At 26.3% G+C, this 26870-nt stretch carries 25 protein-coding genes and 3 tRNA genes; 23 read left to right on the top strand and 5 right to left on the bottom strand.

Annotated elements, in window-relative coordinates:
• Window positions 1-206: 206 nt before the first annotated feature.
• Window positions 207-584 (top strand): HsmA family protein, encoded by a 378-nt coding sequence (locus tag ACQPUY_RS03730; protein WP_430839586.1) that lies wholly within the window; start codon window positions 207-209, stop codon window positions 582-584.
• A gap of 122 nt (window positions 585-706) precedes the next feature.
• Here the strand turns inward: ACQPUY_RS03730 and ACQPUY_RS03735 are convergent, their stop codons facing one another.
• Window positions 707-2455, bottom strand: coding sequence for an ATP-dependent metallopeptidase FtsH/Yme1/Tma family protein (locus ACQPUY_RS03735; protein ID WP_430839587.1), 1749 nt, complete (start codon window positions 2453-2455; stop codon window positions 707-709).
• A 222-nt stretch (window positions 2456-2677) separates the two neighbouring features.
• Between ACQPUY_RS03735 and ACQPUY_RS03740 the strand changes: the two genes are divergently transcribed.
• The 12 genes from ACQPUY_RS03740 (at window position 2678) to ACQPUY_RS03795 (ending at window position 13209) form a co-directional block, all read left to right on the top strand.
• Window positions 2678-3100, top strand: a complete 423-nt coding sequence (locus ACQPUY_RS03740) for a hypothetical protein (protein WP_430839588.1) — start codon at window positions 2678-2680, stop codon at window positions 3098-3100.
• 24 nt (window positions 3101-3124) lie between these two features.
• On the top strand, window positions 3125-4084 hold the full coding sequence (locus ACQPUY_RS03745; protein WP_430839589.1) for a YkvA family protein: 960 nt from the start codon (window positions 3125-3127) through the stop codon (window positions 4082-4084).
• A 23-nt stretch (window positions 4085-4107) separates the two neighbouring features.
• Window positions 4108-5040, top strand: coding sequence for a viroplasmin family protein (locus ACQPUY_RS03750; RefSeq protein WP_430839590.1), 933 nt, complete (start codon window positions 4108-4110; stop codon window positions 5038-5040).
• A 196-nt stretch (window positions 5041-5236) separates the two neighbouring features.
• On the top strand, window positions 5237-6154 hold the full coding sequence (locus tag ACQPUY_RS03755; protein ID WP_430839591.1) for a ComEC/Rec2 family competence protein: 918 nt from the start codon (window positions 5237-5239) through the stop codon (window positions 6152-6154).
• 210 nt (window positions 6155-6364) lie between these two features.
• Entirely contained in the window at window positions 6365-6553 is a 189-nt protein-coding gene (locus tag ACQPUY_RS03760) for a hypothetical protein (RefSeq protein WP_430839592.1), read from the top strand.
• 298 nt (window positions 6554-6851) lie between these two features.
• The gene (locus tag ACQPUY_RS03765; RefSeq protein WP_430839593.1) at window positions 6852-7010 is read left to right on the top strand and encodes a hypothetical protein; all 159 of its coding nucleotides are present in this window, start codon (window positions 6852-6854) and stop codon (window positions 7008-7010) included.
• Window positions 7011-7207: 197 nt separating this feature from the next.
• The gene (locus ACQPUY_RS03770) at window positions 7208-7654 is read left to right on the top strand and encodes a DUF6323 family protein (protein WP_430839594.1); all 447 of its coding nucleotides are present in this window, start codon (window positions 7208-7210) and stop codon (window positions 7652-7654) included.
• 29 nt (window positions 7655-7683) lie between these two features.
• On the top strand, window positions 7684-8910 hold the full coding sequence (locus ACQPUY_RS03775; RefSeq protein ID WP_430839595.1) for a DUF6179 domain-containing protein: 1227 nt from the start codon (window positions 7684-7686) through the stop codon (window positions 8908-8910).
• 316 nt (window positions 8911-9226) lie between these two features.
• The gene (locus tag ACQPUY_RS03780; protein WP_430839596.1) at window positions 9227-9829 is read left to right on the top strand and encodes a carboxypeptidase-like regulatory domain-containing protein; all 603 of its coding nucleotides are present in this window, start codon (window positions 9227-9229) and stop codon (window positions 9827-9829) included.
• 251 nt (window positions 9830-10080) lie between these two features.
• Window positions 10081-10254, top strand: a complete 174-nt coding sequence (locus ACQPUY_RS03785; RefSeq protein ID WP_430839597.1) for a YtxH domain-containing protein — start codon at window positions 10081-10083, stop codon at window positions 10252-10254.
• Window positions 10255-10632: 378 nt separating this feature from the next.
• The gene (locus ACQPUY_RS03790) at window positions 10633-11934 is read left to right on the top strand and encodes a helix-turn-helix domain-containing protein (protein WP_430839598.1); all 1302 of its coding nucleotides are present in this window, start codon (window positions 10633-10635) and stop codon (window positions 11932-11934) included.
• Window positions 11935-11952: 18 nt separating this feature from the next.
• Window positions 11953-13209 carry a helix-turn-helix domain-containing protein gene (locus ACQPUY_RS03795; RefSeq protein ID WP_430839599.1) on the top strand — a complete coding sequence of 419 codons (1257 nt, stop codon included), beginning with the start codon at window positions 11953-11955 and terminating at the stop codon, window positions 13207-13209.
• A gap of 428 nt (window positions 13210-13637) precedes the next feature.
• Here the strand turns inward: ACQPUY_RS03795 and ACQPUY_RS03800 are convergent, their stop codons facing one another.
• On the bottom strand, window positions 13638-15704 hold the full coding sequence (locus ACQPUY_RS03800; protein WP_430840249.1) for a helix-turn-helix domain-containing protein: 2067 nt from the start codon (window positions 15702-15704) through the stop codon (window positions 13638-13640).
• Window positions 15705-15876: 172 nt separating this feature from the next.
• On the opposite strand from ACQPUY_RS03800, the gene clpB reads away from it, so the two are divergent.
• Window positions 15877-18477 carry an ATP-dependent chaperone ClpB gene (gene clpB, locus ACQPUY_RS03805; protein WP_430839600.1) on the top strand — a complete coding sequence of 867 codons (2601 nt, stop codon included), beginning with the start codon at window positions 15877-15879 and terminating at the stop codon, window positions 18475-18477.
• Window positions 18478-18580: 103 nt separating this feature from the next.
• On the opposite strand, the gene ACQPUY_RS03810 is transcribed toward clpB, so the two are convergent.
• Window positions 18581-19462: a DUF4300 family protein gene (locus tag ACQPUY_RS03810; RefSeq protein ID WP_430839601.1), complete on the bottom strand. Its 882-nt coding sequence runs from the start codon at window positions 19460-19462 to the stop codon at window positions 18581-18583.
• Between the two features lie 198 nt (window positions 19463-19660).
• Here ACQPUY_RS03810 and ACQPUY_RS03815 point away from each other — a divergent pair.
• The 4 genes from ACQPUY_RS03815 (at window position 19661) to ACQPUY_RS03830 (ending at window position 20573) form a co-directional block, all read left to right on the top strand.
• Window positions 19661-19737 (top strand) — tRNA-Arg (locus ACQPUY_RS03815).
• A gap of 4 nt (window positions 19738-19741) precedes the next feature.
• Window positions 19742-19817: transfer RNA gene (locus ACQPUY_RS03820), tRNA-Lys, on the top strand.
• Window positions 19818-19824: 7 nt separating this feature from the next.
• Window positions 19825-19899: transfer RNA gene (locus tag ACQPUY_RS03825), tRNA-Gly, on the top strand.
• A 326-nt stretch (window positions 19900-20225) separates the two neighbouring features.
• Window positions 20226-20573 carry a class Ib ribonucleoside-diphosphate reductase assembly flavoprotein NrdI gene (locus ACQPUY_RS03830; protein ID WP_430839602.1) on the top strand — a complete coding sequence of 116 codons (348 nt, stop codon included), beginning with the start codon at window positions 20226-20228 and terminating at the stop codon, window positions 20571-20573.
• A gap of 213 nt (window positions 20574-20786) precedes the next feature.
• Here the strand turns inward: ACQPUY_RS03830 and ACQPUY_RS03835 are convergent, their stop codons facing one another.
• Both ACQPUY_RS03835 and ACQPUY_RS03840 read right to left on the bottom strand, forming a co-directional pair.
• Window positions 20787-20975, bottom strand: coding sequence for a small, acid-soluble spore protein, alpha/beta type (locus ACQPUY_RS03835; protein WP_430839603.1), 189 nt, complete (start codon window positions 20973-20975; stop codon window positions 20787-20789).
• Between the two features lie 249 nt (window positions 20976-21224).
• Window positions 21225-21851, bottom strand: a complete 627-nt coding sequence (locus ACQPUY_RS03840; RefSeq protein WP_430839604.1) for an ECF transporter S component — start codon at window positions 21849-21851, stop codon at window positions 21225-21227.
• A 204-nt stretch (window positions 21852-22055) separates the two neighbouring features.
• Between ACQPUY_RS03840 and ACQPUY_RS03845 the strand changes: the two genes are divergently transcribed.
• From ACQPUY_RS03845 to ACQPUY_RS03865, 5 genes are all read left to right on the top strand, one after another.
• Window positions 22056-22769 carry an ABC transporter ATP-binding protein gene (locus ACQPUY_RS03845; RefSeq protein ID WP_430839605.1) on the top strand — a complete coding sequence of 238 codons (714 nt, stop codon included), beginning with the start codon at window positions 22056-22058 and terminating at the stop codon, window positions 22767-22769.
• Entirely contained in the window at window positions 22762-24360 is a 1599-nt protein-coding gene (locus ACQPUY_RS03850) for a putative ABC transporter permease subunit (RefSeq protein ID WP_430839606.1), read from the top strand. Before ACQPUY_RS03845 ends, ACQPUY_RS03850 begins: the two co-directional genes overlap by 8 nt.
• 89 nt (window positions 24361-24449) lie before the next feature.
• Window positions 24450-24830: a GntR family transcriptional regulator gene (locus ACQPUY_RS03855; protein WP_430839607.1), complete on the top strand. Its 381-nt coding sequence runs from the start codon at window positions 24450-24452 to the stop codon at window positions 24828-24830.
• A 10-nt stretch (window positions 24831-24840) separates the two neighbouring features.
• Window positions 24841-25971, top strand: a complete 1131-nt coding sequence (locus ACQPUY_RS03860; protein WP_430839608.1) for a DUF1648 domain-containing protein — start codon at window positions 24841-24843, stop codon at window positions 25969-25971.
• 23 nt (window positions 25972-25994) lie between these two features.
• A complete protein-coding gene (locus ACQPUY_RS03865; protein WP_430839609.1) occupies window positions 25995-26795 on the top strand; it encodes a YhfC family intramembrane metalloprotease in 801 nt (266 codons plus the stop codon).
• Window positions 26796-26870 lie beyond the last annotated feature (75 nt).

A 26870-nucleotide genomic window follows, 5' to 3' on the forward strand; every position in this document is an offset into this window, starting at 1 on the left:
TTTATTATAAATGGACTCTTATAGAATTTATTTGAACGATGTTCATTATAGAATTATTAAATTTATTTGTCAACTATCTAATTATATAAAATGCAATAAAAAAATTTGACAAATAAAATATAGAAAACTATAATGAACAGTGTTCAGAAAAATAAATAGGGGTTAATTAGTCTGAAAAATAGACTTTAATTTTAGGAGGTATGATTATGAGCATAAAATTAATTATGGCAATTGTAACTATTACATTAGCACTTATTTTTTATACAATAGGTGTATTTTCAGAACGTAAAAGTGGAACTTTAAATAAGTTTCATGTAATTATCTTTTGGATTGGATTATTATTTGATACAACTGGTACAACTATCATGTCTAGAATTGCAAATGGAGGAAGTTTGCTTAGCCTACATGGTATTACTGGAGCATTAGCAATAGTTTTAATGCTATTCCATGCAGTTTGGGCTACAATAGTATTTACTAAAAATGATACGAAAAAACTACATAATTTTCATAAATTTAGTATTATAGTTTGGTTAATATGGTTAATACCTTATGTAATAGGATTAATAATAGGAATGTCAAATTAAACCTATCAATAAAAGTCATTAACATAAGTAGTTTATATTAAGTAAATAATATTTTTAAATAAGATAAAAGAGAGATAGCATCTTTGGATGATATCTCTCAATAGTATTAAACACTATATTTTTTATTTAAAAATATTATAAATTGTATATATCTCTTCTTTATCTAGAGTTTCTTTATCTAATAATTCATTGGCTATTTTATCTAAGATTTTTCTGTTTTCAATTAGGATAGTTATTGTTTCTTTATATAAGGAATTAATTAATTCTCTACATTCTTCAACAACAGGATTTCCATAGCTATTAGAAAGTTGTCCTAAACTTGATAGCTTTAATAGGCCAAGTGTATTTCCCATACCATATTCTGATATCATAGACAGAGCTATTTCTGTTGTTTTACTTAAATCTCCTTCAGCCCCTGTTGAAATCTTATCTTTACCAAAAATTAATTCCTCAGCTGCTCTACCTCCTAAAAGAACCATAATTCTATTCTTTAGATAATCTAATCTTTGGTATGAACTATCTTTAGGTATAGTTAGTGTATAACCTCCAGCGCCTTTAGTAGTTGGAATAATTGTGATTTTTGAAACTGTATCTTCAGGTGTCTTTATTAATGAAAGAAGAGCATGTCCAGCTTCGTGATATGATGTTAATAGTCTATCTTCTTCTAGATAATGACTTCTTTCTTTTTTTTCATATCCTGCAAGAACAATTGAAAAAGCTTTATTTATGTGTCCTTCATTTAATGATAATGAATTTTCTTTAGCAGCTATTATAGCAGCTTCATTAATTAAACTTTCTAATTTAGCACCTGAAAAATAGGCAGTTTTTCTAGCTATATCTTTTATATTTATTTCATTATGAGGTTTATTTTTTAAATGAAGGGATATTATCTTTTCCCTTGCTGCTAGGTCAGGAAGAGAAACTTCAATATGCCTATCAAATCTACCTGGTCTTAATAGTGCAGAATCTAAAGTATCTAATCTATTAGTTGCAGCAATAACAACTATCCCTTCTTTTTCACCGAAGCCTGACATTTCAGTTAAAAGAGCATTTAATGTTTGATCTCTTTCATCATTTCCACTAGATGCATTAGAACCGCCCCTTTTCTTTCCTATGGCATCTATTTCGTCTATAAAAATAACAGCTTTTCCATGAGCCTTCGCTTTCTTAAATAAATTTCTAATCCTAGCGGCTCCAACCCCTACATATACTTGTACAAAGTCTGATCCACTTAATGCATAAAATGGAACCTTAGCTTCGCCTGCAACTGCTTTGGCAAGTAAAGTCTTACCAGTACCTGGAGAACCATAAAGAATTACTCCCTTTGGCATTCTAGCGCCATACTCTTTGTATTTATCAGGGTTTTTAAGAAAATCAACAACATCCATAAGGCTTTCTTTAGCTTCTTCATTACCAGCAACAGAATTGAAGTTTAATGCATTTTCGTCTACAGAAAAGTCCTTAACATCTAAATTAGAAATTTTTGAACTACCAAGATTTTTCTTATTTAGTGATATAAAAACAATTGAAATTATAGATGTTAAAAGCATTACTGAAGTTATAGTTTTAGATGGACTACTTACTTTTTCATCTAAAATTTCTATATTATTTTTTAATAAATCTTCCTTTAAAGTAGGACTATTAGGGTTACTAGTAGAATATTTACTTCCATTCTTTAAAAATACAGTTAAATTTGCATCATTATTAAATATAACTTTAGAAATATTATTATCAGTTATATCTTGTAAAAATAATGAATATTGTTTATTGTAGTTAGCCTTTTGTCCAAAACTTAAATACACTAAAACTAATGTTGAAATAATAGCAGTTGCTATTGGAATCCAAATTATATTTTTCTTTAGTTTGTTCATCATTACCTCCTAAATAGAAGATGAATTATCATAAATATTTTAACATTTATAAATATTTAGTCTAATTAAATACATATATTTTTCCAATGTAAGTGTTGGTATATATGTAAAATTCAAAAGATATCTTTTAAAAGATATCTAAATAGAGTATACTTTAAGATAAATAGTTGACTGATTAGACTAATAGATTTATTGAGTAATATATAAGGAGAGATAATAAAAGTGCTTAATTCAACTGTATTATCATCAAAAGATATTACTGAAATAATTAACTTAAAGGGAAAAGAAAAAGGGATAGAAGTAACCCATATAGAAATAAATAAAGGAATAGTTTTTTCAGGAAAGATTTTTACTAAAATGAATAGCAATTTTAGTGGCATTGTTTATATTAAGAGGGTTTGTGATAATAAAATAATGCTAGAAACTAGAGATCTAAATATATCTAAGTTTGGAATATTAAAAGGAGCTAGTGTAGTAATATTAAAGACTTTAGTTAAAATTTTAGGTGATGATTATATTAGAATAAAAGGAAATGATATAATTATTAATTTAGAAAAGTATAGTTCAGATATTAAAGATGTTTATATAAAGGACAAGTTACTTTATATAATTGGAACAGATTTGGAAATTTATCTAAATGCATAATTAACTTATTAATAGGAGGTAAGTATGAATATTTCGGGTGTTAAAGTTTCTTTAACTGGAGAAGATTTGTTAAGTATATTAAATGATTTTGTGAAAATTGATGGATTATCCTTAGAAAGAGTTGAAATTGATGAGGAAATAAAGCTATATGGAAGTTTTTCTAAAGGTTTTACTATAAACTTTATTGCTGGAGTAAAGCTTAGTAGAGTAGAAAATGGAATAATACATGGCGAGGTTTCTTCTTTTAAGATAGCTAAAATAAAAATATTTTCTATACTTAGAAAGGCTGCATTAAAGTTTGCTTTAAAATCCTTAGAGGAAAAGGGAATAACATATAAAGATGGAAAAGTAGTAATAAATATAAAATCTTTATTAAAAGATGTTCCATATGTGGATTTAAATATATCAGATTTACATTTAAGAAAGGGATTTTTAAATGTAGATTTATCTAATATTAATGTTTCACTACAAGGGACATTAATTAAAGAGGTACCTGAAGAGGAAGAGGAAACAGAAGAAGATGAAGAAAAAATAGATGAAAATATAGAAAAAGTTAAAGACTATTATAGCCTTGGTAGAGGTTATGTAGAAGAAAAATTACCGTCAAAGGTAAAAACATATAGTGATTATTTGTTTATAATTCCTGATATGGCTGCATTATTATATAGATTACTAAAGGATAAGAGAGTTTCATTAAAGACAAAATTAATAATTTCAGGAGCCATTGCATATATTGCTTTTCCAACGGATATAATACCAGATAATATTCCTTTTATAGGAAAAATAGATGAAATAGCAGTAGCATTTTTTGCACTAGAAAGAATAATAGATGATGTATCAATTAATATAATATTGGAAAACTGGGAAGGTAAGAATGATATAGTTTTAGTTATTAAAAATATAATTGAATATGTAGTAAACTTTACTGGTGCTAAAAATGTAGAGAAGGTTTATAACTTTGTTGAAGAAGTTATGTCATTATAAAATTAAATAAAGGAGTAGTAAGCATGGCTAAAAAGGTTTATGCAATTAAAGAAGGATTTAATTTTGCTACTAATGAAAAAGTAGAAAATTTAATAGTAGATACTTGGGCAGAGTGTCAAAAGTATATAAAAGGTGTTAAGGGTGCTAAGTATAAAAGCTTTGAAGATATAAATGATGCTAAAAAGTTTTTATCAGATGGAGATGGAATGCTAAAGAAGGGCAAGGATAGTTATCCTATGGATTGCTTACATATTTATGTTGATGGAAGCTACAATATAACTACAGAAAAATATGCTTATGCCTTAGTAGCTGTGAAAAATAATATAGTAGAATATATTGAGAATGGTAAAAGTGAAGATAACTCTAATAAAAGCATAAGACAAATTGCTGGAGAATTAGAGGCGACAGTTAGAGGTGTTGAATACGCATTAAGAGAAAATGAGAAAAAGGTTGTAATCTTCCATGACTATGCTGGAATTGCACATCATGCAACAGGATTTTGGGAAAGAAAAGAACAGTCATCTATTGATTATTACAATAAGATGAGAAGTTTTATGGATAAAGGGATAGAAGTTATCTTTGTTAAAGTTGATAGTCATACTGGAGATTTATATAACGAAATAGCAGATGAAAAGTGTAAAGAGGCTTTATCTATTGCTTCTAATAATGAAGTTTATAAGTATCTTGGAAATAATAAAATTTATGTTACTAATGATTTAGTTAGAAACAAATTAAAGTCTTTGGCTATAGGAAGAGAAAATAACATTATTAGTATTAAAAAAGATGAAAATGATACTAATATAAATATTTCTAAAGAAGAAATAGCAGTAGATAATGAGATTAATGAAAATAAAGAAATCTTTGAAAGATTGAAGAATGTATTAAATAAACTTCCTTTAGAAAAGCAACAAGATGTAGTAAATTATGCTGAATACTTATATAAGAAGGAAAAATAAAAGATTGCGTTGCAATCTTTTTTACTTTATCAATTATTTTGCATCGAAAAACGAAAAATAAGAAATATTTTGTGAAAATTATAAATAAGGTATATCAAAAATAGATAAAGATAGTTTAAAGAATAGTAAATGATATGAAAAAATTATTATTTCATGTTAATTATGTATAGAATAATATGGTTAAAGGAGAAAAAACATGAAGAAAATAACTCAACTTGGAAAGCTATATGAAACGAGGATATTCTTAGGAATTATAATATTTGTAATTATTTTATTTATTGCTTTGATATTATGTAATAATCTAAAAAGTTTATATTCTGGTAAGTCAGATTCCAATAGTAATAGTCAGAATTCATTTTTGGAGGAAGAAAGCTTATCTGTGACATTTCTAGATGCAGGAAAGGCTGATGCAATAGTACTACATACAAATAATAGTACTGTTTTAATTGATACAGGGCTTAAGAGTGGTGGGAAGGAACTGGTACAATTAATAAAGAGTCAAGGAATTGATACTATAGATTATTTGATTTTGACGCATTTTGATAAAGATCATGTTGGAGGTGCAGCAAGGGTTATAAAAAAACTTAAAGTAAATAATATTATTACTTCGGATTATTTTAAGGATAGTGATGAGGTAGAGGATTATCTAGAAGCATGTGATGAGGCAGGGATTACGGCTCAGATTCTAGAAGATGAGATTAGCTTTACTTTGGATAATGTAACATACAAAGTATATCCTCATATTGCTTCAACTTATTCCGAAAAGGAAAGTAATAATAGTTCATTAATTATATCGGTAGAACATGGGGAAAATAGAATGTTATTTACTGGAGATGCAAATAATCTTAGAATTGAAGAATTTGTTACGAAACAGGAGAGTAACTTTAAATATCAATTACTAAAAGTACCTTATCATGGACGTTATATGGAGTGTCTTCCGGAATTTGTGAATTTAATACAACCTGAATATGCAGTTATCACTTCATCAGAAGAAGAGAAGGAGGATAAAGAGACAGTTGAATTGTTAAAAGAAATAGGTGCAAATGTCTTGCTTACAAGAGATGGAACTATTGTAGTTACAAGTGATGGAAAGAGGCTGACTATAGACCAATAGGTATATAAAAATCAAATAGGTAAAATAGTTTAATAAAAAAAGATCTTAGGAACTTCTTTTTTTATTTGATATTATTGCGAACTAATTAAGAAAATATGATCTTTGAAAATTGAATAGTATGGTATTTTAAGTTTATATGTAAATTATATGTTATTTAGTATATAATTGTATTACGACTAAGCTGAATTTTAGATTAGGAGGAAATAAGAAATGAATAAAATTTATAAGAATCTTATAAAATCACTTTTATTCGGAATATTAGTTTTCTTTGGGTTTGGATATATATTAGGAGCTATATTTAATGGTGATGCTGCTGGAATAGCTATATTAGGTATTTCTATTATATCAACAATAGTTTTTTGTACATACACAATAATAGATACAATAAAAAATCATTAAACTTCTATGAAAAGAAAATTAAATATTAAATTAGTAAAAATACCGTACTATTCAAGAGAATATGCGGTATTTTTTAGTGCGCAATTCAAATATAAAATGCAAATTTAATATTTTGAAAACTAGTTATAAAACTGTTCTTAGAGAATTGAACAATAATAAATTTACAATATATGTTATAATTAATTTGTATTTATATTATTATGTGAGGTAGCTGTTTAATAAAATACTTGATAAATATGGATTTATAAAAGAGTATTAATATCATTTGTAAAATATTTATATAGAGAGGTATAGGGGGATGGAAATTAAGAATAATTATTCTAGAATTGGAAGTATTTTAGGATTATTAATGGGTGGAGGAATCGGAGAACTTTTATTTGATAGTTCAGGATTAGGAATGATTTTAGGGTTTCTATTAGGTTTAGTGCTTGGAGCAAACATTAAAAAAGCCAATTAGAATTTGTCGGTGAGATTTTATGAAAGAAGATATAAAAAATAAGGAATTATTTATAAATTATAAAAAGTGCTGTAAAGCTTGATATTTCAAGTTTTATAGCACTTTCTTCTATACTCTTATAATACCATAAAATAGAAGAAAATTCAAGTCTAGTACTAATATGGGAATAGTAGTAAACTGTATTAGAGGTGATAGTAATGAGTGAAAAATTTTCTTTAACTATCCAAAATATGAAGAAAAAACAATTAGCAATGGAAATAAAAAAATGCAATGAGATGACAATGAAATATGGAGTTACATTGTCAGACACCCAAATTGAAAGTTTAATTAATAAAAGGTTTGAAAGTTTGAAGAATACTGGAAGAGTAGAATTTGGAGATGGAATTTTAAAAGAGCTAATAGAAGCATTTTGTGATTCTCCATACATCATTCAAGAAACCTATGAAGAAACATTAGAAGAACTACAGGAAATTTTTTATTTTTTTAAGGGAGAAGCTATGGAGCAAATAGCAGATGATGAGTTAATAGAATTTATGAAGAGATGCTTCAATGAAGAATGTCAGGGATCGATAGAATATTTAAGTGGAACAAATCTTGAGGAGTTATGTCGTAATACTAGATATGGATTAAATGGAGAAAGATAAAATAACTTATGGATATAAAAGGAGATACTATGGCGGATAATAATTTTTATTTAGAGCTTTTAAAAGATTCAAACCTAGCTAATATAAGCAATGAAGATAAAGAAATAATGAAAATAAAGCTTTGGACTTTATTAGGAAAAGTTACAGAAAGATATACCATGGGAGATAGTTCATCAGTTCCAGTTGAAATTGCTGAAGAACTTTTAAAGTCTATTACATTTTTATTAAAGAAAGAAATGAAAAATCCAAAATCGAATGTAGACCTATTTCAATGTGAATGTCTAGAAGATGCATGGAAGGACTCATGGCTAACAATAGAAAATGATATAACAACGGGTAAGGATTTGCTAAAAGAGGTAATAAAAACATCAACTGGGATAGAAAATATATCATATGAGGATACTGTTGCTGGAATTGAAAAAGGTATCAAAGGTTACGATTATAGATTTTGGGCTCATGAAGTACCGTGCAGTATAGATTATCAACTCTCAAATCCTGTAGATGAAGATTTTAAAGGAATAGATTTCATTAATGAATATCTTACACGATTATTATTTGAAAATAAATTTTGTAATAACTTTGAGAAAGAAAAAATAATAAAAATTTTAAAAAGCTATTGCAGAGATTATAAAGAATTATTAATAAATATATTTGAACCAGTACTTACTAATGTTATTGGTTTAGAGTTGGTAGAGGCAGATATATTTGAATTAGAAATGAAAAGCTATGAAAGAGAAATATTACTATATACTTTCAAAAAAATGACTATAGAAGAAATAGAGGAAGATATTATAAAAGCAGCTAATAATATATGTAATAAATTAAAAATAGTAAGTGATTATGAAAAGAATTATGTAAAAATGACAGCTTTAAATTTACTTGTTAGAATTGAAGAAGGTATTAAAAATAATAATTTAGAAAATATATTTTTAAGCTATAAAATAGAGGAAAATGAAATGAAGGATATTTTTCTAGATAATGAAACTATGGATGATGAAAGATTAAGGAAATTAATAGATGAAATAAGAGTTTGTAGATTTACTAAGGATAAAATTGCAGTTATTCATAAGAAAGTTAAAAGTTTAGATGATTTAGTAGAAATTTTAAATAATTGTATTTGGGAAGATGAAATAGAGGAATTAGTTAATAATTTTAGTAAAGATGAGATAGAAGCATTGAAATATTATTTGAATAATAAATTAAATGGTAATATTTCAAATACAGGATGGGAAAATAAATTTATCCAGATTTGTTAGTTTGTATAGAATTATTTAGATGTTAAAATTTGTATAATACTAAAATTACTATTTAGGCTGCTTTAGTGTTATTTTATCACCTATAGTTACATTTACAGTTAATTCTAAACTTAATATTACATCCATTTTCAATTTTTTATACATTTAAAAATAAAATATCTATAAAAGTTGAGAATAATCTATTTATATCTTTCGGATAAATTCAAATTTATAGATTAGATGAAATTGTTATTTTATGGTTAATAAGTTATAATGGTATCAAAGATATTTGATGAATAATTGTATTAAGTTGTGAGAAAATTAAAGGGAGATATTTATGGGAACAATCACTGGTAAAATAACCAATAAATTCAGAGAACCAATTGAAAATGCACTAGTAGGATTAAAGGATAAAGATTTTCAGGATATATGTGTAACATATACTAACGCAGAGGGTAATTACAGATTAGATGTTGAAAATAGGGTGTATCCTTATTTATATGCAGTAAAAGATTACGGAATAGAAAATCTAGAATTTTGGTGTCAAGATATAAATTTGCAAAATGATATAGAGATAAATGCTTCTATTGATAAGTTAGAACTATACGGGTTAAAGGTTTTTAAGGTAGATGGTGGATATCCTGCACTAATGGTATATTTTAGACCTATGAGTTTAGTTAAATATTTAAACAAAGAAAGTGATATTTCCCCCAATGTAGATACAATTAAAGTTAAAATTAACAATGAAAATTGTGAAATATATATAGTTAATGAAGTTGAAGAGTTTGGTGGAAATGGTAGTTCAATGAGAGCAAGTTTAGTACACGTATCACTTAACAAGGAGAAACTTAAAGAATCAGATAACTATTTAGAAGTAGAAATAGTTGATTGTGATGGAAATTTAGGGCAGGCAGCAACATATTTTACTTTAAACAAATAAAGTTTAACTAATTTCCAATCTTAACTTATAACGAAATAAATATTATTTTATGAGATAAAAAATGTTTATCCCAAAAATCATTGTACAGAAATTTGAGTTAGACTTTAATGTTAAATATATAACTAATTTACTTACTAGAGCAAATTATATTCAAAAAGAATTTGATAAAATTTATTATCCTTATTCTTATGAATATAAGAAGAAAAATTACAAATAATAAAGTTAGAAATAATTTTATGAGGTGATGATAAATGCTAAGGATGTTAAAAGGTATGGCAGTAGGTGCAGTAATAGGTATGGCAGTAAGTGCTGTTGTATTACCACAGTTAGATAGAAGAACTCAAAGAAATATAAAAAGAGTTGGAAGAAGAGCTATGAATATGGCTGAAGATACCTGTGATATGCTAATGGGATACATGAAGTAAAAAGTGTATTCAACAATAGTAAACAAAACTTAATAAAATTTAATACAATTTTTTAAAGTTAATACTATTAAAAAACTCCTAAGGGAGTTTTTTTGACTTTATAGTTTTAATTTTACATTGTGTGACAGTACTTTCCATTATTTTAGCCCTATAATAGTGAAAAATTTATATAAATATAAAATTATATTATAAAATCTACAAATTTTATAGCAGATTTTTGAAATTATCTAGTAATTTTTATGTATTTAATGATATAATAATAAAAAAGAAAAAAATAAATTTTGTATTTTAAATTAAATTTTGACGAAAAAATCAAAATAAATATGGTGGAAGATACATTTAGTATTAATAAGCGGTAATGAAAAGGAAGAGTGTTTGATGGAAATTCTTGCGTTAGGGGAAAAAATAAAGAGAAGAAGAAAAGAATTAGATATGACTCTTAAAGATTTGGCAGGGGATAGAATAACTCCAGGTCAAATTAGTTTAGTTGAATCAGGAAGATCTAATCCTTCTATGGATTTACTTGAATATTTAGCAGCTGCATTACAAACTTCAGTTGAATATTTAATGGAATCTGAAGAAACTCAGGCTGAAAAGATAAGTGTATATTATGAGCAAATTGCAGAATCTTATATATTGTCTGGAGATTACATCACTGGAGAAAAATACATAGAGAATGCTTTATACTATGTTGAAAAATATAACCTAGAATATAGAAAAGCAAAGATTATTTATTTGAGAGCGCAAATTTATATGGCTAAGGGAGAACTAACTTTAGCACAACAATTTTTCTTATCTTCAAATGTAATATTTATTAAAAATAATAATTATGAAGAGATAATAAAAACTTTTTTAAATCTAGGAAAAATAACATTAAATCTAAAAGCATATCACTCATCTAGTAGTTACTTAAGACAAGCTGAAAAGGTCTACCTAGATAATAATATAGGAAATGATTTTTTACTTGGAGAAATTTATTATTATATGGCGGAATCTTATTTTAAAATTGAAAATATTGCTAAAGCTATAGATTATTCATTTTTAGCAAAAAGTAAATTTGAACAAGTTAATAATAGAGAGGAATACGCTAAAACACTTTTATTATTATCAGAGGAATATAATAAAAAAGGTGATTTATCAAATGCAATAAAGTATTCCCAAAAGACTCTAGAAGTATATAAAGAGTTAGATGAGTTAAATAATATTTCTGAAATAGAGAATAACCTAGGAAAACTATTTTATGAATTTGAAAACATAGAAGAATCATTTAAGCATTATGAAATATCTAAAGAGATTAGAATAAGAAGAAAAGATTTTAAGATAGTAGAAACATTAATTAATATTTGTGAGAATTATATTAAATTAAAAGATATTTCAAAATGTGAAGAATTATTAGGAGAAATAAATACTTATTTAGATGAAGGCGATATAGAAGGTTTAATAGAGTTAAAATTATTATGGTATAGAATTTATACAATAAAAGAACTTTCAAGGGAAGCAGAAAATGTTCTATTGGATACATATAACTTAGCTAAAGCCAACGATTTACAAAAACAATTGGGGAAATTATCAATAATGATTGGAAAGTTCTATATAGATAATAAAAGGGATGCTGAAGCAGCTAAATATTTAGATGAAGGAGTTAATATTTTTAGGAAGATAGGAATTCTTAAAAATTAATTCAAGCGGGGGTATTAAATGGAAATATTATCAACTGGTGAAAAAATTAAAAGGGCAAGAGTATATCAAGGGATAACTTTAAAAGAATTATGTGGAAATAAAGTCTCAATTTCCAAAATGAGCTGTATTGAAAATGGAAAAATTAAGGCCGATAAAGACATTTTAGAATATATTGCTGATAAACTTGACCTTGATTATGAGTATTTAGTTAGGGATGTAAAAGAACAAATTATTACTAACCTTGAATTAATAAATAAAGACCTAGTTCCAGATGAAGAAATGGATAAGGTTATAAATCATAATTTAAATTACGCCTTAGAATATTCCTATAACAACTTAGCTTTTGAACTTATACATAAACTTTTTAGTTATTATGTAAAGAAAAATAAGGTAGAAAATATACAATTAATAATATCTCAATATTATGATTTATACCAAAAAAATAATACTTTTGATAATACAATAACTTATTATATAGATATGGCTACATTCTTCTACAGTATTAAGGACCTTAATGAAGCAATAAATTATTACGATAGGGCTAGAAATTTATTAAAAAGTGAAAAAGGCTTTAGTAAATCTAACTATGCATATATTTGCTATAGAGAAGGAAAATCTTATGAAAAGATGGGTTTACTAGAAGAAACTTATAAGACATTAAAAGAGGCTTTGAAATATATTGATCACATTAGTGATTCTTTAGAAAAGGGTGATATATACCATTGCTTTGCAACAGTATGTATTAAGCTTAAGAAAGAAGATGCGGAAAAGTATTTAAACTTAGCATATCAACATAAGAAGTCAAATCCTACTATGTTAGCTATATCAAAAGGGAAAAATAGTAAAAGCTACTTTTATGTAGGAAATAGAGAAAAGGCTATTGAAGAAATTAAAGAGGGAATAGAGATATTCCCTACAGAAGATGAAGCAAAGTATGTTAGATTCTTGAATTCATGTATAAGAACTTTATATGAAAATAAAGAATATGATATTGCTTATGAAATTACTGATAGAGCTTTAAATTCTGCAATAAACTCAAAAGATATAGTTCTGATTGAAGAGTCATACTATTTAAAAGGAATGATACTTCAAAAGAAAGGGATGTATGTTCAAGCTGAGATGTATATGAACCTATCACTAGATTCTTTATTTAAATTTGCTAATAGAGAGAAAAGACGTGAACGTTATTTAGACATGGGTGAAATGTATTATAAGCTAGGAGAAGTCAAAGATTCTTTAAAATATTTTACTTTAGCTATGAAATTGGAAAAATAGAATATAAAAAAAGAAATTAAGCAAAAACTTAATTTCTTTTTATTTTTTATGAATTTATAAAAATAAAATTGCTATTTTCTAATAGGATGGAAAAATGATGATAATATACTTAATAATGAATATTTAGAGAATACGCTAGGCACAAAAAATAGTCCTCTCATTAACAATCAATCCTTTCTAAACTTTTTTCCGTTCATATTTATACTTAAATTATATTTAAAATTGATTAATAATGCATTGACTTAAATGTGCATTTTTAAGTACATTTAAGTTATTAACAAAATTCTTAATAAATTGGAAAAGTACAAAGGAACCATAAAATTTGGTTCCTTTGTACTTTTTATAATTTCATTCCTTTAGCTTTTAGAAGTAAATATGTTGTGTTAGGGCGACTTGGAGCTTGCGACGGAGCAACTAATATAACATATTTACTTAGTATTTTTAATCAAAATTAGCTTTGCATGATAGCCTTTAAGTTCAGTAATTATATTCAAAATAGTATTTTTCTTTGAGTATTTAAATTCTATCTTAGGGAAAGAAGCCTTATGTAAGATTTCTTTTTCTTCTTTATTTAACCTATCTGGTGACCCCATAGATAGCCAATAGTTATAAGAAGACCCAATTCTTTCGCTAATTTCATAAGTGATTATTCTAGATGATTTTTTTATATTTTCTATGTTTAATGATATTTTTTTCTTAGATATTTTTCTCTTACCACGTTTCGTAAAGATATCTTCAAATTTTTGCATTTCTTCTAATTCATCATTATAAGAATAAAGTAGTATACAATATTCATCTTCTTTTTTAGTAACTATAAGCCCATTATCTATTTTAACTATCTCATCACCTAGCTTACTTAGCAAATAATAAGCGTAGTAGGAAGGTTTTCTAATTCCCATATCATTAACTAATCCAGGTGCTCCAATAAAAACTTCATTAGTTAAACTTATTTCTTTTTCTAACACATCAAAGGCTCTTAAGAAATTTAATGAATTTTTATTAAAAATAGTATTGTGAATTATAAAAGGTAGCATAAAAGCTGTATCATAAATTTTATTTAAACTTTTATCACAGATAAAGTCTTCTTCAATAACATCTAGGTTGTATTCTTCTATTAAGAAGTTTAATAAAGAACTCTTTATTTCTTTATCTATAACAGGAGTAAATTGAAATTTAAATTTTGTTATATTAATATAATCTATTTCAGAGAAGTACTCAAAAAAACTTATTAAAACTTGCTTATATTTTTCAAATGTAAAATTGGGATTATCGATTAATATAAGTGGTTTTAAATCTATGTAATCTAAAAATTCAATTACGCTTTTAGCTTTGTTCCAGTTATAGAAATCGGCTTTTGGAAATACCCCCATATCATTATTAAACATATTTTCAAGTCGTACATATTTAAAGTGAAGCTCTTCTTGTATTTCTTCTAATATGTCTTTATTATCTTCTAGCAATAAGTCGAAGGCGTCATCTAGATTTATAATTTCACTATAATCATTGTTAAACTCTCCAAGGGTTTCATCCATATCTATATGAATCTTCCAAAGTTTATTTTCATAATTAAACCTTTCATAATCATCTAGTTCAGAAGATAAATATTCTAAGGCATCTTGAAGATTTAAAGTTTCTATTTTTTTACTAGCTTCATATTCTTTTTCAGTTAATTTATTTTTCTTTCTATATTGAAGTGGGGTGCAACCATAGTAATTTTTAAAATTTTTATTTAAATATCTTACATGTGAAAACCCAACTTCATCTGATATATCGGAAATACTTAAATCGCTATCTAATAAAAGTTTAACAGATTCTTCAACTCTAGTTAAATTAACTAAGTCTGTAAAGCTATATCCTGTAGCATACTTAATTTCATGAGATAAATAGTGAGGACTTAAAAATTCTTTTTTTGCAATCTCTTGTAAAGTAATATTACTATCATAATTATTAAAAATATATTTAGAAATTCTATGATACCTAGCTAACTGCTCAGATTTATCTTTTAACTCTTCTTTTTCATAAGTTAAGTAGTGAAAATTATTTATAAGATGATATAGTAAATCTACTAAAATAGATTCAATTTCTTTATCATAATCATCAAGTTTTTGAACAGCTTCGCATAAAAGTTTAGCTAGAAAATTTCTAAGCATATCATATTCTTCACCTTCTTGAGCACCATCATCTGTTGAATTAGTATAGAAGAAGATATTATTAATATCCTTATAGTATTTTTCAAAGAAATAAGGGTCTATGTGAAAAATCAAAACTTTATTGTCTTCATTACTATAAATTCTATGAGCTTCATCAACATTTATAATTTCCATTTCTTTTTCTAATACTTCGAATGAATCAGTATCTACATTAACATTTATACTTCCTCTTAAAACATAAAGTATCTCAATAGAGTTATGCCAGTGTATGGGATATTCTTTTATATTGGCATAAGATATCTTTATAGGAGAATCAGAGGGATAGCTTACATATTCTCTTCTTATAAAAATCACCTCTTTTTAATTATTTCATTTACTCTAATTATATCCTATTTATTATGAAATAGAAAATTATAAAAAAAATCAAAATATACTTTGACTTTCTTTGACTTTTGTATTATTATTTAAATATAGATTAAAATAAATATATTAAGTAGTGTATAAAGGAGTGAAGCACATGAATATTGATAAAATGACATTAAGAGTTCAAGAAGCATTAAATAATGCTAGTATGTTAGCAGTTAAATTTAATCAGCAACAAGTAGAGTTAATACACTTATTTACAGCACTAGTAGAACAAGAGGATGGTTTAATACCTAATATATTGACTAAAATGGGTGTTAATGTTAAATCAATTGATGATGATTTAAATAGAGTTTTAGGAAATATGCCAAAGGTTCTAGGTGAAGGTGCAAACTCTTCTGGGGTGTATGCTACTAGACAAATAGAAGAGGTATTAGTTAAGGCTGAAGATTTAGCTAAAAAATTCGAAGATTCTTATATTAGTGTTGAGCATTTAATGCTTGCAATAATTGATGTAGATAAAAATGGAGAAGTTAAGAGAATATTAGATAAGTATAATATTAATAAAAAAACTTTTATGGAAGTTTTAAAGGAAGTTAGAGGAAATCAAAGAGTAGAAACTCAAGATCCAGAAGGTACTTATGATGCTTTAGGCAAATATGGTACTAATTTAACTGACCTTGCTAAGAAACATAAACTAGATCCTGTAATTGGTAGAGATGAAGAAATAAGAAGAGCTATTAGAATATTGTCAAGAAGGACTAAAAATAACCCAGTATTAATTGGTGAACCTGGAGTAGGTAAGACTGCTATTGTAGAAGGCTTAGCTGAAAGAATAATTAGAGGAGATGTGCCAGAAGGATTAAAAAATAAGGTTATATTTTCTTTAGATATGGGTTCTTTAATTGCAGGAGCTAAATATAGAGGTGAATTCGAAGAAAGATTAAAGGCTGTTCTAAAAGAGGTACAAAGCAGTGAAGGAAGAATAATTTTATTTATAGATGAAATTCATACTATAGTTGGAGCAGGAAAAACTGATGGAGCTATGGATGCAGGTAATTTAATTAAGCCATTACTTGCAAGAGGTGAGTTACATTGTATTGGTGCTACAACCTTTGACGAATATAGACAGTATATAGAGAAGGATAAGGCATTAGAAAGAAGATTCCAACCTGTTATAGTAGAAGAGCCAACTGTAGAAGATGCTATATCAATTCTTAGAGGATTAAAAGAAAGATTTGAGATACATCATGGAGTAAGAATTCATGATTCAGCATTAATTGCAGCAGCAAAATTATCTCATAGATATATTCAAGATAGATTTTTACCAGATAAGGCAATAGATTTAATTGATGAAGCTGGTGCTATGATTAGAACAGAAATAGATTCTCTTCCAACTGAGCTTGATAACATAAGAAGAAGGTTATTCCAATTAGAAATTGAAAAGGAAGCTTTAACTAAGGAAAAAGATGAAGGATCTAAGAAGAAGCTTGTTGTATTAGAAAAGGATATTGCAGAACTTAAGGCTAAAAATGATGAAATGACTGCAAAGTTTGAAAAAGAAAAAGATGCAATAGTTACTTTAAGAAACTTAAAATCTAAATTAGATGATGCTAGAGGAGACTTAGAAACTGCTCAAAGAAGCTATAATTATAATAAGGCAGCTGAAATTCAATATAGTGTAATTCCAGCATTAGAAGAAGAAATTAAACAAAAAGAAATAGATGTTAAAGAAAATTATGAGGGAGCACTTTTAAAGGAAGAAGTAACTGAAGAGGAAGTATCAAAAATACTTTCCAAATGGACTGGTATTCCTGTAAGTAATCTATTAGAAGGTGAAAGAGAAAAACTTTTAAGATTAGAAAGTGAAATGGAAAAGAGAGTTATTGGCCAAGAAGAAGCTATAACTGCTGTTTCAAATGCAATTCTTAGAGCAAGAGCAGGACTAAAGGATGCTAATAAACCTATAGGTTCATTTATATTCCTAGGGCCAACAGGTGTAGGTAAAACAGAACTTGCTAAGACTTTAGCTAGAAACTTATTTGATTCAGAAGAAAATATTATAAGAATAGATATGTCTGAATATATGGAGAAACATTCAGTATCTAGGTTAGTTGGAGCGCCTCCAGGATATGTAGGTTATGATGAAGGTGGTCAACTTACAGAGGCTGTAAGAAGAAATCCATACAGCGTAATTTTATTTGATGAAATAGAAAAAGCTCATGAAGATGTATTTAATATATTCTTACAAATATTAGATGATGGTAGGTTAACAGATAATAAAGGAAAAACTGTAGATTTTAAAAATACTATTATAATAATGACTTCAAATATTGGAAGTAGCTATCTTTTAGATAACAAGAGTGAAGAAACTATAGATGATGAAATTAGAAGTCAAGTTATGAATGAAATGAAACTAAGATTTAAACCTGAATTCTTAAATAGAGTAGATGATATAATTATGTTTAAGCCTCTATCAGAAAATGGAATTAAGAAGATTATTGATATCTTCTTAAAAGAAGTTTCAGGAAGATTAAAAGATAAGAATATAACTCTTAAAGTAACTGATAAAGCAAAGACAATTATGGCTAGAGAAGGATATGATCCAGTATATGGAGCAAGACCATTAAAGAGATATATTCAAAATAGTATAGAAAATACTTTAGCAAGAAAAATTATTAAAGGCGATATTGGTTATGGCTCAAATGTTATGGTAGATGAAGAGGATGATCAATTAGTAATTAAATCTGAATAGAATTGGAAATTAAGGGGCTATTACACTAATTAGTATAATAGCCCTATTTCTTTATAATGGAGTATAAGAGAAAAATATTTCCATTATATTATTATTAATAATTTTAGAGTTCCTCGTTATTAATAAACAATATAGGTTTTATGTCACTTCCATAAATATCATTTCTTGATAAAAGATATTTTTTTACATCTTCTTTGCTAGAAAATTTAGATATTTGAAATGGATCTATGGCTGAATATTTTTCAAGAACAATAAATTCATCTTCATTTTCTATCATTACTACTGAATGACCTACAAACATCTTATTTTCAAATTCATCATTTATATAGATATTTATTAATGAAACTTTGCCATTATTCTCTATATTAACTTCTCTTTTATTTAACTCTTCTTTAATTAACTCTATTATTTTTTTCTGATCTTTTACATTGCCTATATCTACAGGATTAAATAAATTTATAAACTTTTCTTTATCCTCTTCACTAAAATCCACTATAGGATTACTATCAATAGCCTCAATATCAAACATTAAATAATTATCTGCGTCTAATTTACCTTTTGTTGTTACAAAATCTTTAAATAATGCAAAAGCTGCTAACCTGCAGTTTATTTCGCTTATAGTCATTCCCCCATCTATTGTTTTGGGAGTTAAAATAATTGAATTATATAATCCATTTATTGAATCAACAGTTACAAAATCTACCTTCAATAAACTCTTATCTTCAACTCTTTCATTAAAATCATTAATATATTTTATATATGTGGTTATATTTTCATCACTTATTCCATTGTTAATAAGTAAAGTCTTTACTTCATCTTCCATATTTTTATTTGCTATATTAGAAAGTGTTACTGGAATTTTTTCAACTTGATTTTGACTTGAAATATTAGTATCATTTAATGAATTGTTTTTATTTTCCATACAGCCTACCATCATACTTCCAATAACTAACGTTAAAGCTAATGAAATAAATCTTTTTTTCATAACTTTTACCTCCATTACTTTGTTGCAGTTCTATTATAGTTTAGAAGTCTAAAAATTGTAGTTACAAAACTATTACAACTAATTTTAAATTTTATTGTATCTATATTTTACCTATAAATTTTAATTTTTTTAATAAATTTAATAAAGATGTTGACAAGTTGCGACAAAATGAGTTATTATATTGCTCGTGGGAAAAATGCGTGTTTAGCTCAGCTGGATAGAGCAACGCCCTTCTAAGGCGTGGGCCAGGAGTTCGAATCTCTTAACACGCACCATTATGGTTTACTAGCTCAATCGGTAGAGCACTTGACTTTTAATCAAGGTGTACCGGGTTCGATTCCCGGGTAAGCCACCACACTCTTGCGGAAGTGGCTCAATGGTAGAGCGTCACCTTGCCAAGGTGAATGTTGCGGGTTCGAGTCCCGTCTTTCGCTCCAAATATTATCCGTACAAGATAGATACAAATTAGTATCTTTTTGTACGGATTTTTTTACTATTTAGGAAATTATAAAGATGTTACCCTGTGAATAACTTTTTTGTAATTTCCTTCCTTCAGCTTTGAAGTGCTTCTATTAATTTTACGATGACTTGGAGCTTGCGACGGAATAAGCAAAATTATATAGAAGTACTTTTTTATTTAATTAATTTTATATTTTTTAATAAATATTATTTGTTAATAATATTTATTAAAAAATACTTACAGTTTGCTTTTTATGTGATATAATAAATTTAATTAATTAATACATAAAGGGGAGAGAAAAATATGTTAGTAGTATATGATAGTAGATTTGGTAGTGGAAAAGCATTTGCTGAGAAGTTAGGAATGCCAACACAAAACGTTAGTGAGGCATTAAACGAAGAATGTATTCTTGTTACACGTAATGAAGGATTAGGTCAAATTACACAAGTTACAAGAGAGTTTTTAGATAAACACAAAAATTTAGTTCGCGGTGTTGTTGTCAATGGTAGTAAGGAAAGACATGCTGAAACATATTGTTTTGCAGCTGATAAAATTGAAAAAGAATATGGAATTACTTGCCTTCGTAAAATTGATGGACAAGGAACTGATGAAGATGTAGAAGCAGTAAAAGCTGCTATTGAAAATCTTTAAGCTAAGTAAGAATTTATCTTATTTTTAAAAGGAAAAGCTATGTATAGGTATAACCTAGACATAGCTTTTTTATTATTAGTAGGAATTTATAAAAATGTTATTGTGTAAATAAGGTTTTATAATTTCCTTACTTTAGTTTTAGAGTGTTAAAATATTCTAAAGGGTGACTTGGCATTTGCAATGAAACCCGGATATAATATTTTAACACCTTTTTTATTTTATTTTTGATTCGTATTGTTGAACCATTCTTTTAACCATTTCTCCACCAACACTACCGCATTGTTTTGAAGAAAGGTCTCCATTATAGTCTGTGAAAGGAACTCCCATTTCACTAGCTACTTCATTTTTGAATTTAGATAATCCATTCTTTGCTTCTGGTACTAATGTTTTATTGCTTGCCATAATAAGCGCCTCCTTAAAAATTAATACAAAGTTTTTTGTTACTTTGTACTATTATATTATGTAAAAGAAAACTTATTAAACTATAAAAATAAATACATTAGGAGAATTATATTCCCACAAAGGATAAAAGTGGTACAAACTATTTGTAATGAAGAATTAAAAATTAACAATGAAAAAATAAAAGAAAAAAACTCCCGAAGGAGTTTTAAAAATTAATTTATTTTTATAATTTATATAATAAAATATGGTTTATATATTTTTCTTTTGCATTTTAAATATAGCAATTACTATAGGTGTAACAACTAAAGCAGATAAAATAGCTTCTGCAAGTCCATTTGTACCAATTACGGTTAATAGAGCTGTAGTAACTGCACCCATTGAATTTGTTGAAATAGTCCCTCTTTCCATAAGCACTGTAGCGTAATCTTTAAAATAAACTAAGTAAATAGTGCCAAGTACACCGATAGTATTAACTAATGAACCACAAATTGCAGCAATACTAATGGATACTTTTATGTTTTTTACCTTTGATCTTATTATTTTATATACATAATAAGAGATAACCCCGATTAATACTCGTGGTAAAACAGATACTAATGGATTATAGAAAAATGGGGACATTGGTGTTGGAGCTGTAATATTTTGATAAATTGAGAATAAGCCAAATATTAGGCCTATAGAACCACCTACTACTGGGCCCTCGATTATAGCTCCAATAATTACTGGTAAATGTAAAATAGTTAGTTTGAAAAGTGGTAGAGGTATAAAACCAAGTCCTGTTAATCCTAAGAATAAACAAATACCTGATAGCATTGATATTACTACCATCTTTCTAACATTTTCATGGGATTTTCCCACCCCGCTAGTGTTTAACATGATAAAACTCCTCCGTTCTTATTCCTTTTTAAGGATATAATTCGGCAAAAAATAAATTTTTGCAAAGTTCGGTTTCATAGAATACCGACTGATATAATTTTATCATATATGAACAATGTGTAAAGTAGAAAATTTAAAAAAATATTGCTCTTTTATTATATCTGTTATAGTATAAGTATAACAGATGTAATAAGGGGTGTTAAAATGTTAGAAATAATTAATTTTTCAAAAGCATATAAAAATGGGAAAAAGGCTGTTAATAATATTTCTCTTACAGTTAATAATGGAGAAATATTTGCCTTTATAGGTCATAACGGAGCAGGAAAAACAACTACTATAAAATCAATAGTTGGAATACTTGAATTTGAAGAAGGAGATATTTTAATAGATGGAATATCTATTAAAAAAGATCCAATAAGCTGTAAAAAGAACATGGCTTATATCCCGGATAATCCTGATATTTATGAAAGTTTAACTGGAATTCAATATTTAAATTTTATATCTGATATATTTAATGTATCAAAGAGTGATAGAGAAAATTCCATACAGTATTATGCTGATAAATTTGAAATAACAAACTTTTTAGGAGATTTAATTTCTTCATATTCACATGGAATGAAGCAAAAATTGGTTCTTATTTCTGCATTACTTCATAAACCAAAACTTTTAATATTGGATGAACCTTTTGTTGGATTAGATCCAAAAGCTTCACATTTATTAAAAGAAGAAATGAAGGCTTTATGTAGAGAGGGAGTTTCAATTTTCTTTTCGACTCATGTATTAGAAGTAGCAGAAAAGCTTTCTGATAAGGTAGCAATAATAAAGGATGGTGTTATAGTTTCACAAGGTAGGATGGAAGCTGTTAAGGGAAATAGTTCATTAGAAGATATATTTATGGAGTTGATAGATAATGAGTAATTTAGTAAATATTTTAAAAGTAACATTTATTAATTCTAGTGGTATTAATAAGCTTACAAAGGAAAAATCAAAAACAGAAAGAAATAAAGCTATATTTATAGCAGTTACTATTGTAATATCTATAATAGCATTTTTTGCTATGTCAATTATATATTCTGAGCTTTTGGCAAAGGGATTAGAGCAAATTGGAATGTTAGAATTGCTTTTAGTTATGGGGTTTATATTAAGTACGGCAATGATTTTATTTACATCTATTTATAAAGCTCAGGGTACATTATTTTCATTCAAAGATTATGATTTGTTAATGAGTCTACCAATTAAGAAAAGTAATATTTTAATTGTAAAGATGATACATCTATTAGCAATAAATTATTTCTTTTTATTATTTACATTAATATGTCCAGCAATTATTTATTTTAAATATAGCAGTACATCACCGATATTCTTCTTAAGCTTAATATTAGCATTTTTAGCATTACCACTTATTCCAATAGTTATATCTTCAATAATAGCCTTTGGAATAAGTTTTATATCATCTAAGATGAAGCATAAAAATGTTGTTATTATATTAGGAACTTTAGGGATAGTACTATTAATATGCATAGCATCATTTAAATCAGGGGATTTAATACAGTCAATATTATTAAATAGTTCATCAATTTCTGATGGGATTTCTAAGATTTATCCACCAGCAGCTTTTGCTATAAGAGGATTAGTTAATTCTAATTTCATGGATATTTTAATTTTTGTATTATTATCAGCTTTAGTATTTTCATTATTTGTACTTGTATTTAGTAAAAGTTTTAAAAGTATAAGTTCTAAACTTCAAGAGAGTTATAAAAAGGCTAATTATAAAGTAAAAGAAATGAAAAGTTCTTCTCAATTAATGGCCTTATTTAAAAAAGAAATAAAAAGATATTTTTCATCTCCTATATATGTAGTAAATACAATTATTGGTCCTATAATATTATTGGGAATGTCAATAGCTACTATATTCATGGGAGAAGATGTACTTCTAAGTATGTTTGAAGTAGAAATGATGAAAGAGATTATTCCTATATTTACTATAGTCGTTGTATGTGGAGTTTTAGTTTTATCTTGCACAACTAATTCATCTATATCATTAGAAGGTAAAAATTTATGGATATTAAAATCAAGTCCAATAAGACCAATAGAAATATTTAAAGCTAAAATAATGTTAAATTTAGTTTTGATTGTACCAGCTGTATTAATTTCAGATATTATTTTTTCAATATCATTAAAATTAGAAGTAAATCAAGTTCTTTGGCTTTTAATAATATCAATAATTTTTTCTATTATAGTACCGATTATAGGAATAATAGTAAACTTGTTCTTCCCTAAGTTAAATTGGGTTTCAGAAACAGCTGTAGTAAAGCAAGGGGCAAGTGTACTGATTCAAATGTTAATTTCTGCAGTTATAGTAGCAGTTCCAGTAGTTATTTACATTTACGGGAAAATACAAAATATAAATTTATTTTTATCATGTATAGTAATTTATGAAATAGTAATATTAGGAGCTATAACCGTAATCTTAAATACTGTATCTGTAAAATTATTTAATAGGCTATAATTTAAGGAGATTTCGAACAATGGAAAAATAAGAGTTCATTTCAAATAAAATATTACTTTAAATTTTTTATAGACAAAAGAGGTGGTTTAGTGATTTTGAGAATAGACTTCGATTCAGAAGTTCCAATATATGTTCAAATAAAAAATCAAGTCATTGAAGGAATAGCCAGAGGAGAAATTGAAGGAGATGAGGAGTTGCCTTCAGTTAGGGTTTTAGCAGAAGATATAGGGGTAAATATGCATACTGTTAATAAGGCTTACACAATGCTAAAAGAGGAAGGGTATATAAAAATTGATAGGAGAAAAGGTGCAATAGTATCGTTAAATTTAGATCAATCCATGAATAGATTTAAAGAAGATTTGAATGAAAATTTATATTATTATATGGCTCAATGTTATAACAGAGGATTAAGTAAAGATGAAATTAAAGATTATATAGATAAAGTATTTTTAGATTTTAATAAAGAGTAGGTGATTAGTAATGGAAAAGATAATTATTTTAGGAAGCACTATTTTTGTAAGTATAATTCTATTTTTTTCAACTATTTTTGTTAATAAATTTTCTAATAATGGAATTATTTTTGGAGTTAGAGTACCCAAAGAATATGAGAAGGATGAGGAGATAATTAAGTTAGAAAAAGAATATAAGAAAAATTATTTAATATTTATTTTACCATTAATTATTATAATAAATTTACTTGTATTTATAAGTTCAAGAATATGGGTATATTTTATATTGATATTTTCTTTGATTGTAATTACTAATATTCCGATATTTATTTATTGGAAAAAAACAATGAAGCTTAAAGAAGAAAAAGGTTGGAAAAATCTTGGAAAAAATGTTGTTTTGGTAGATACGTCAATAAGAAAACCCAAGGTTAGAGAAGATGATGTAGTAATTAAGACTAGACATTTTTTAGTATTATTAATTATTCCTGTAATAACAGTTATAGCTACTTTAATTGCTTATAAAAACGTACCTAATCCTTTTCCTATTCATTATAATGCAGAAGGTTTAGCCGATGGATTTGTTAATAAGGAAGGATTTAAAGGATTTTTTTATTTAGTTTTATTTCCAGTATTAATACAGGTTGGAATGATAGTTTTTTTAGCTACACTTAATAAATTTGCTATTAATAGTAAGGTTGAAATTAATAGTGGGACCTTAGAGGAAATTAAGAATCAAAGAAAAGTTTTTAAAAGAGTTAACTCTATACTTTTATTTATAATTGCTTTAGAAATATCATTAATGTTTGCATTTGTGCAATTTTGTACTATTTATTCTTGGAATATTAATTTAGTGAATATAATTGGTTTACCAACAATATTAATTACAGTAGTTATTTTTTTAATTATAAGCTATAAGATTGGACAAGGTGGTAAAAACTTAAAATTTAGTAAAGAAAAAGAAGAGATATATAGGGATGACGATAAAAATTGGATATTAGGGAATTTTTATTACAATAAAAATGATCCAAGTATCTTTGTTGAGAAAAGAATAGGAGTTGGATGGGATATTAATTTAGGTAATCCAATAGGCGCACTGTTAATGATAGTACCTTTCGTTTTAATAATATTCTTAATAATTTATTTCATTATAAAAGGAATATAAGAGTAAATAAGGAGGAAGTTAATATGGTTAGTAATTTATCTATTATTTTTATGGTCAGTAGCTTAATTATAAGCTTAGCTTTGCCTATTGGTGGGATTATTTACTTGAAAAAGAAGTATAAAGTGAGTTTAAAAATATTCTTTATAGGTATGCTAGCATTCTTTATTTCTGTACAAATTTTAGAGGCACCAATTCATTCATATTTTTTAAGTATTAATAAAACTACTTCAGAGTTTTTATTAAACACTCCAATAGCGTATATGTTATATGGAGGATTAATGGCGGGTATTTTTGAGGAAACAGCAAGATTAATATCATTTAAATACTTAATAAAGGATAGAAATGATATTAATGCTATTACTTATGGAGTTGGACATGGTGGTATAGAAGCTATATTAGTTGGAGGAATTAGTAGCTTAAATGCTATTATTTATTCAGTCCTAATAAATAAAGGCGGTTTTCAATCAGTTATGGAAGGTGCTTTAGTTTCAAAGGATGTAATAAGTGCAACACATGATCAATTTGTTAATACTAGTTCTTATATTTGGTTAATGACAGGAAATGAAAGAATTATAGCAATGATTGTTCATATTTCATTATCAGTTTTAGTTTGTTATGCAGTAAAAGAAAGAAAGTATATTTATTATGGAATAGCAATACTTGTACATGCAGTAATAAATTTTCCTGCAGCTCTTTATCAAGCTGGAGGTATAGAAAATATTTTATTAGTAGAAACTATAATTTTAATTTTAGCTATATCATTAGCTGTACTTGTATTTAGAAAATTTTCAAAAATAACACAGAATATTAGTGAAATTATGTAGAAAAACCTTTATAATATTATTAAAATATTAATAATTTATATGCTTTAATAAATTTATAATAAGAATAAATTTAAT

Origin of the sequence: Clostridium nigeriense (assembly GCF_050585245.1) — a bacterium.
GTDB classification, from domain to species: Bacteria; Bacillota; Clostridia; order Clostridiales; family Clostridiaceae; genus Clostridium; species Clostridium nigeriense_A.

What these genes read in the sequence shown, in the direction of transcription:
- ACQPUY_RS03830 (WP_430839602.1), top strand. Translation starts at nt 20,226, where the DNA reads ATGTTAGTAGTATATGATAGTAGATTTGGTAGTGGAAAAGCATTTGCT.
- ACQPUY_RS03865 (WP_430839609.1), top strand. Translation starts at nt 25,995, where the DNA reads ATGGTTAGTAATTTATCTATTATTTTTATGGTCAGTAGCTTAATTATA.
- ACQPUY_RS03755 (WP_430839591.1), top strand. Translation starts at nt 5,237, where the DNA reads ATGAAGAAAATAACTCAACTTGGAAAGCTATATGAAACGAGGATATTC.
- ACQPUY_RS03810 (WP_430839601.1), bottom strand. Translation starts at nt 19,462, where the DNA reads ATGAAAAAAAGATTTATTTCATTAGCTTTAACGTTAGTTATTGGAAGT.
- ACQPUY_RS03760 (WP_430839592.1), top strand. Translation starts at nt 6,365, where the DNA reads ATGAATAAAATTTATAAGAATCTTATAAAATCACTTTTATTCGGAATA.
- ACQPUY_RS03745 (WP_430839589.1), top strand. Translation starts at nt 3,125, where the DNA reads ATGAATATTTCGGGTGTTAAAGTTTCTTTAACTGGAGAAGATTTGTTA.
- ACQPUY_RS03775 (WP_430839595.1), top strand. Translation starts at nt 7,684, where the DNA reads ATGGCGGATAATAATTTTTATTTAGAGCTTTTAAAAGATTCAAACCTA.
- ACQPUY_RS03735 (WP_430839587.1), bottom strand. Translation starts at nt 2,455, where the DNA reads ATGAACAAACTAAAGAAAAATATAATTTGGATTCCAATAGCAACTGCT.
- ACQPUY_RS03730 (WP_430839586.1), top strand. Translation starts at nt 207, where the DNA reads ATGAGCATAAAATTAATTATGGCAATTGTAACTATTACATTAGCACTT.
- ACQPUY_RS03845 (WP_430839605.1), top strand. Translation starts at nt 22,056, where the DNA reads ATGTTAGAAATAATTAATTTTTCAAAAGCATATAAAAATGGGAAAAAG.
- ACQPUY_RS03765 (WP_430839593.1), top strand. Translation starts at nt 6,852, where the DNA reads ATGGAAATTAAGAATAATTATTCTAGAATTGGAAGTATTTTAGGATTA.
- ACQPUY_RS03850 (WP_430839606.1), top strand. Translation starts at nt 22,762, where the DNA reads ATGAGTAATTTAGTAAATATTTTAAAAGTAACATTTATTAATTCTAGT.
- ACQPUY_RS03785 (WP_430839597.1), top strand. Translation starts at nt 10,081, where the DNA reads ATGCTAAGGATGTTAAAAGGTATGGCAGTAGGTGCAGTAATAGGTATG.
- ACQPUY_RS03790 (WP_430839598.1), top strand. Translation starts at nt 10,633, where the DNA reads ATGGAAATTCTTGCGTTAGGGGAAAAAATAAAGAGAAGAAGAAAAGAA.
- ACQPUY_RS03780 (WP_430839596.1), top strand. Translation starts at nt 9,227, where the DNA reads ATGGGAACAATCACTGGTAAAATAACCAATAAATTCAGAGAACCAATT.
- ACQPUY_RS03860 (WP_430839608.1), top strand. Translation starts at nt 24,841, where the DNA reads ATGGAAAAGATAATTATTTTAGGAAGCACTATTTTTGTAAGTATAATT.
- ACQPUY_RS03835 (WP_430839603.1), bottom strand. Translation starts at nt 20,975, where the DNA reads ATGGCAAGCAATAAAACATTAGTACCAGAAGCAAAGAATGGATTATCT.
- ACQPUY_RS03795 (WP_430839599.1), top strand. Translation starts at nt 11,953, where the DNA reads ATGGAAATATTATCAACTGGTGAAAAAATTAAAAGGGCAAGAGTATAT.
- ACQPUY_RS03770 (WP_430839594.1), top strand. Translation starts at nt 7,208, where the DNA reads ATGAGTGAAAAATTTTCTTTAACTATCCAAAATATGAAGAAAAAACAA.
- ACQPUY_RS03750 (WP_430839590.1), top strand. Translation starts at nt 4,108, where the DNA reads ATGGCTAAAAAGGTTTATGCAATTAAAGAAGGATTTAATTTTGCTACT.
- clpB (WP_430839600.1), top strand. Translation starts at nt 15,877, where the DNA reads ATGAATATTGATAAAATGACATTAAGAGTTCAAGAAGCATTAAATAAT.
- ACQPUY_RS03840 (WP_430839604.1), bottom strand. Translation starts at nt 21,851, where the DNA reads ATGTTAAACACTAGCGGGGTGGGAAAATCCCATGAAAATGTTAGAAAG.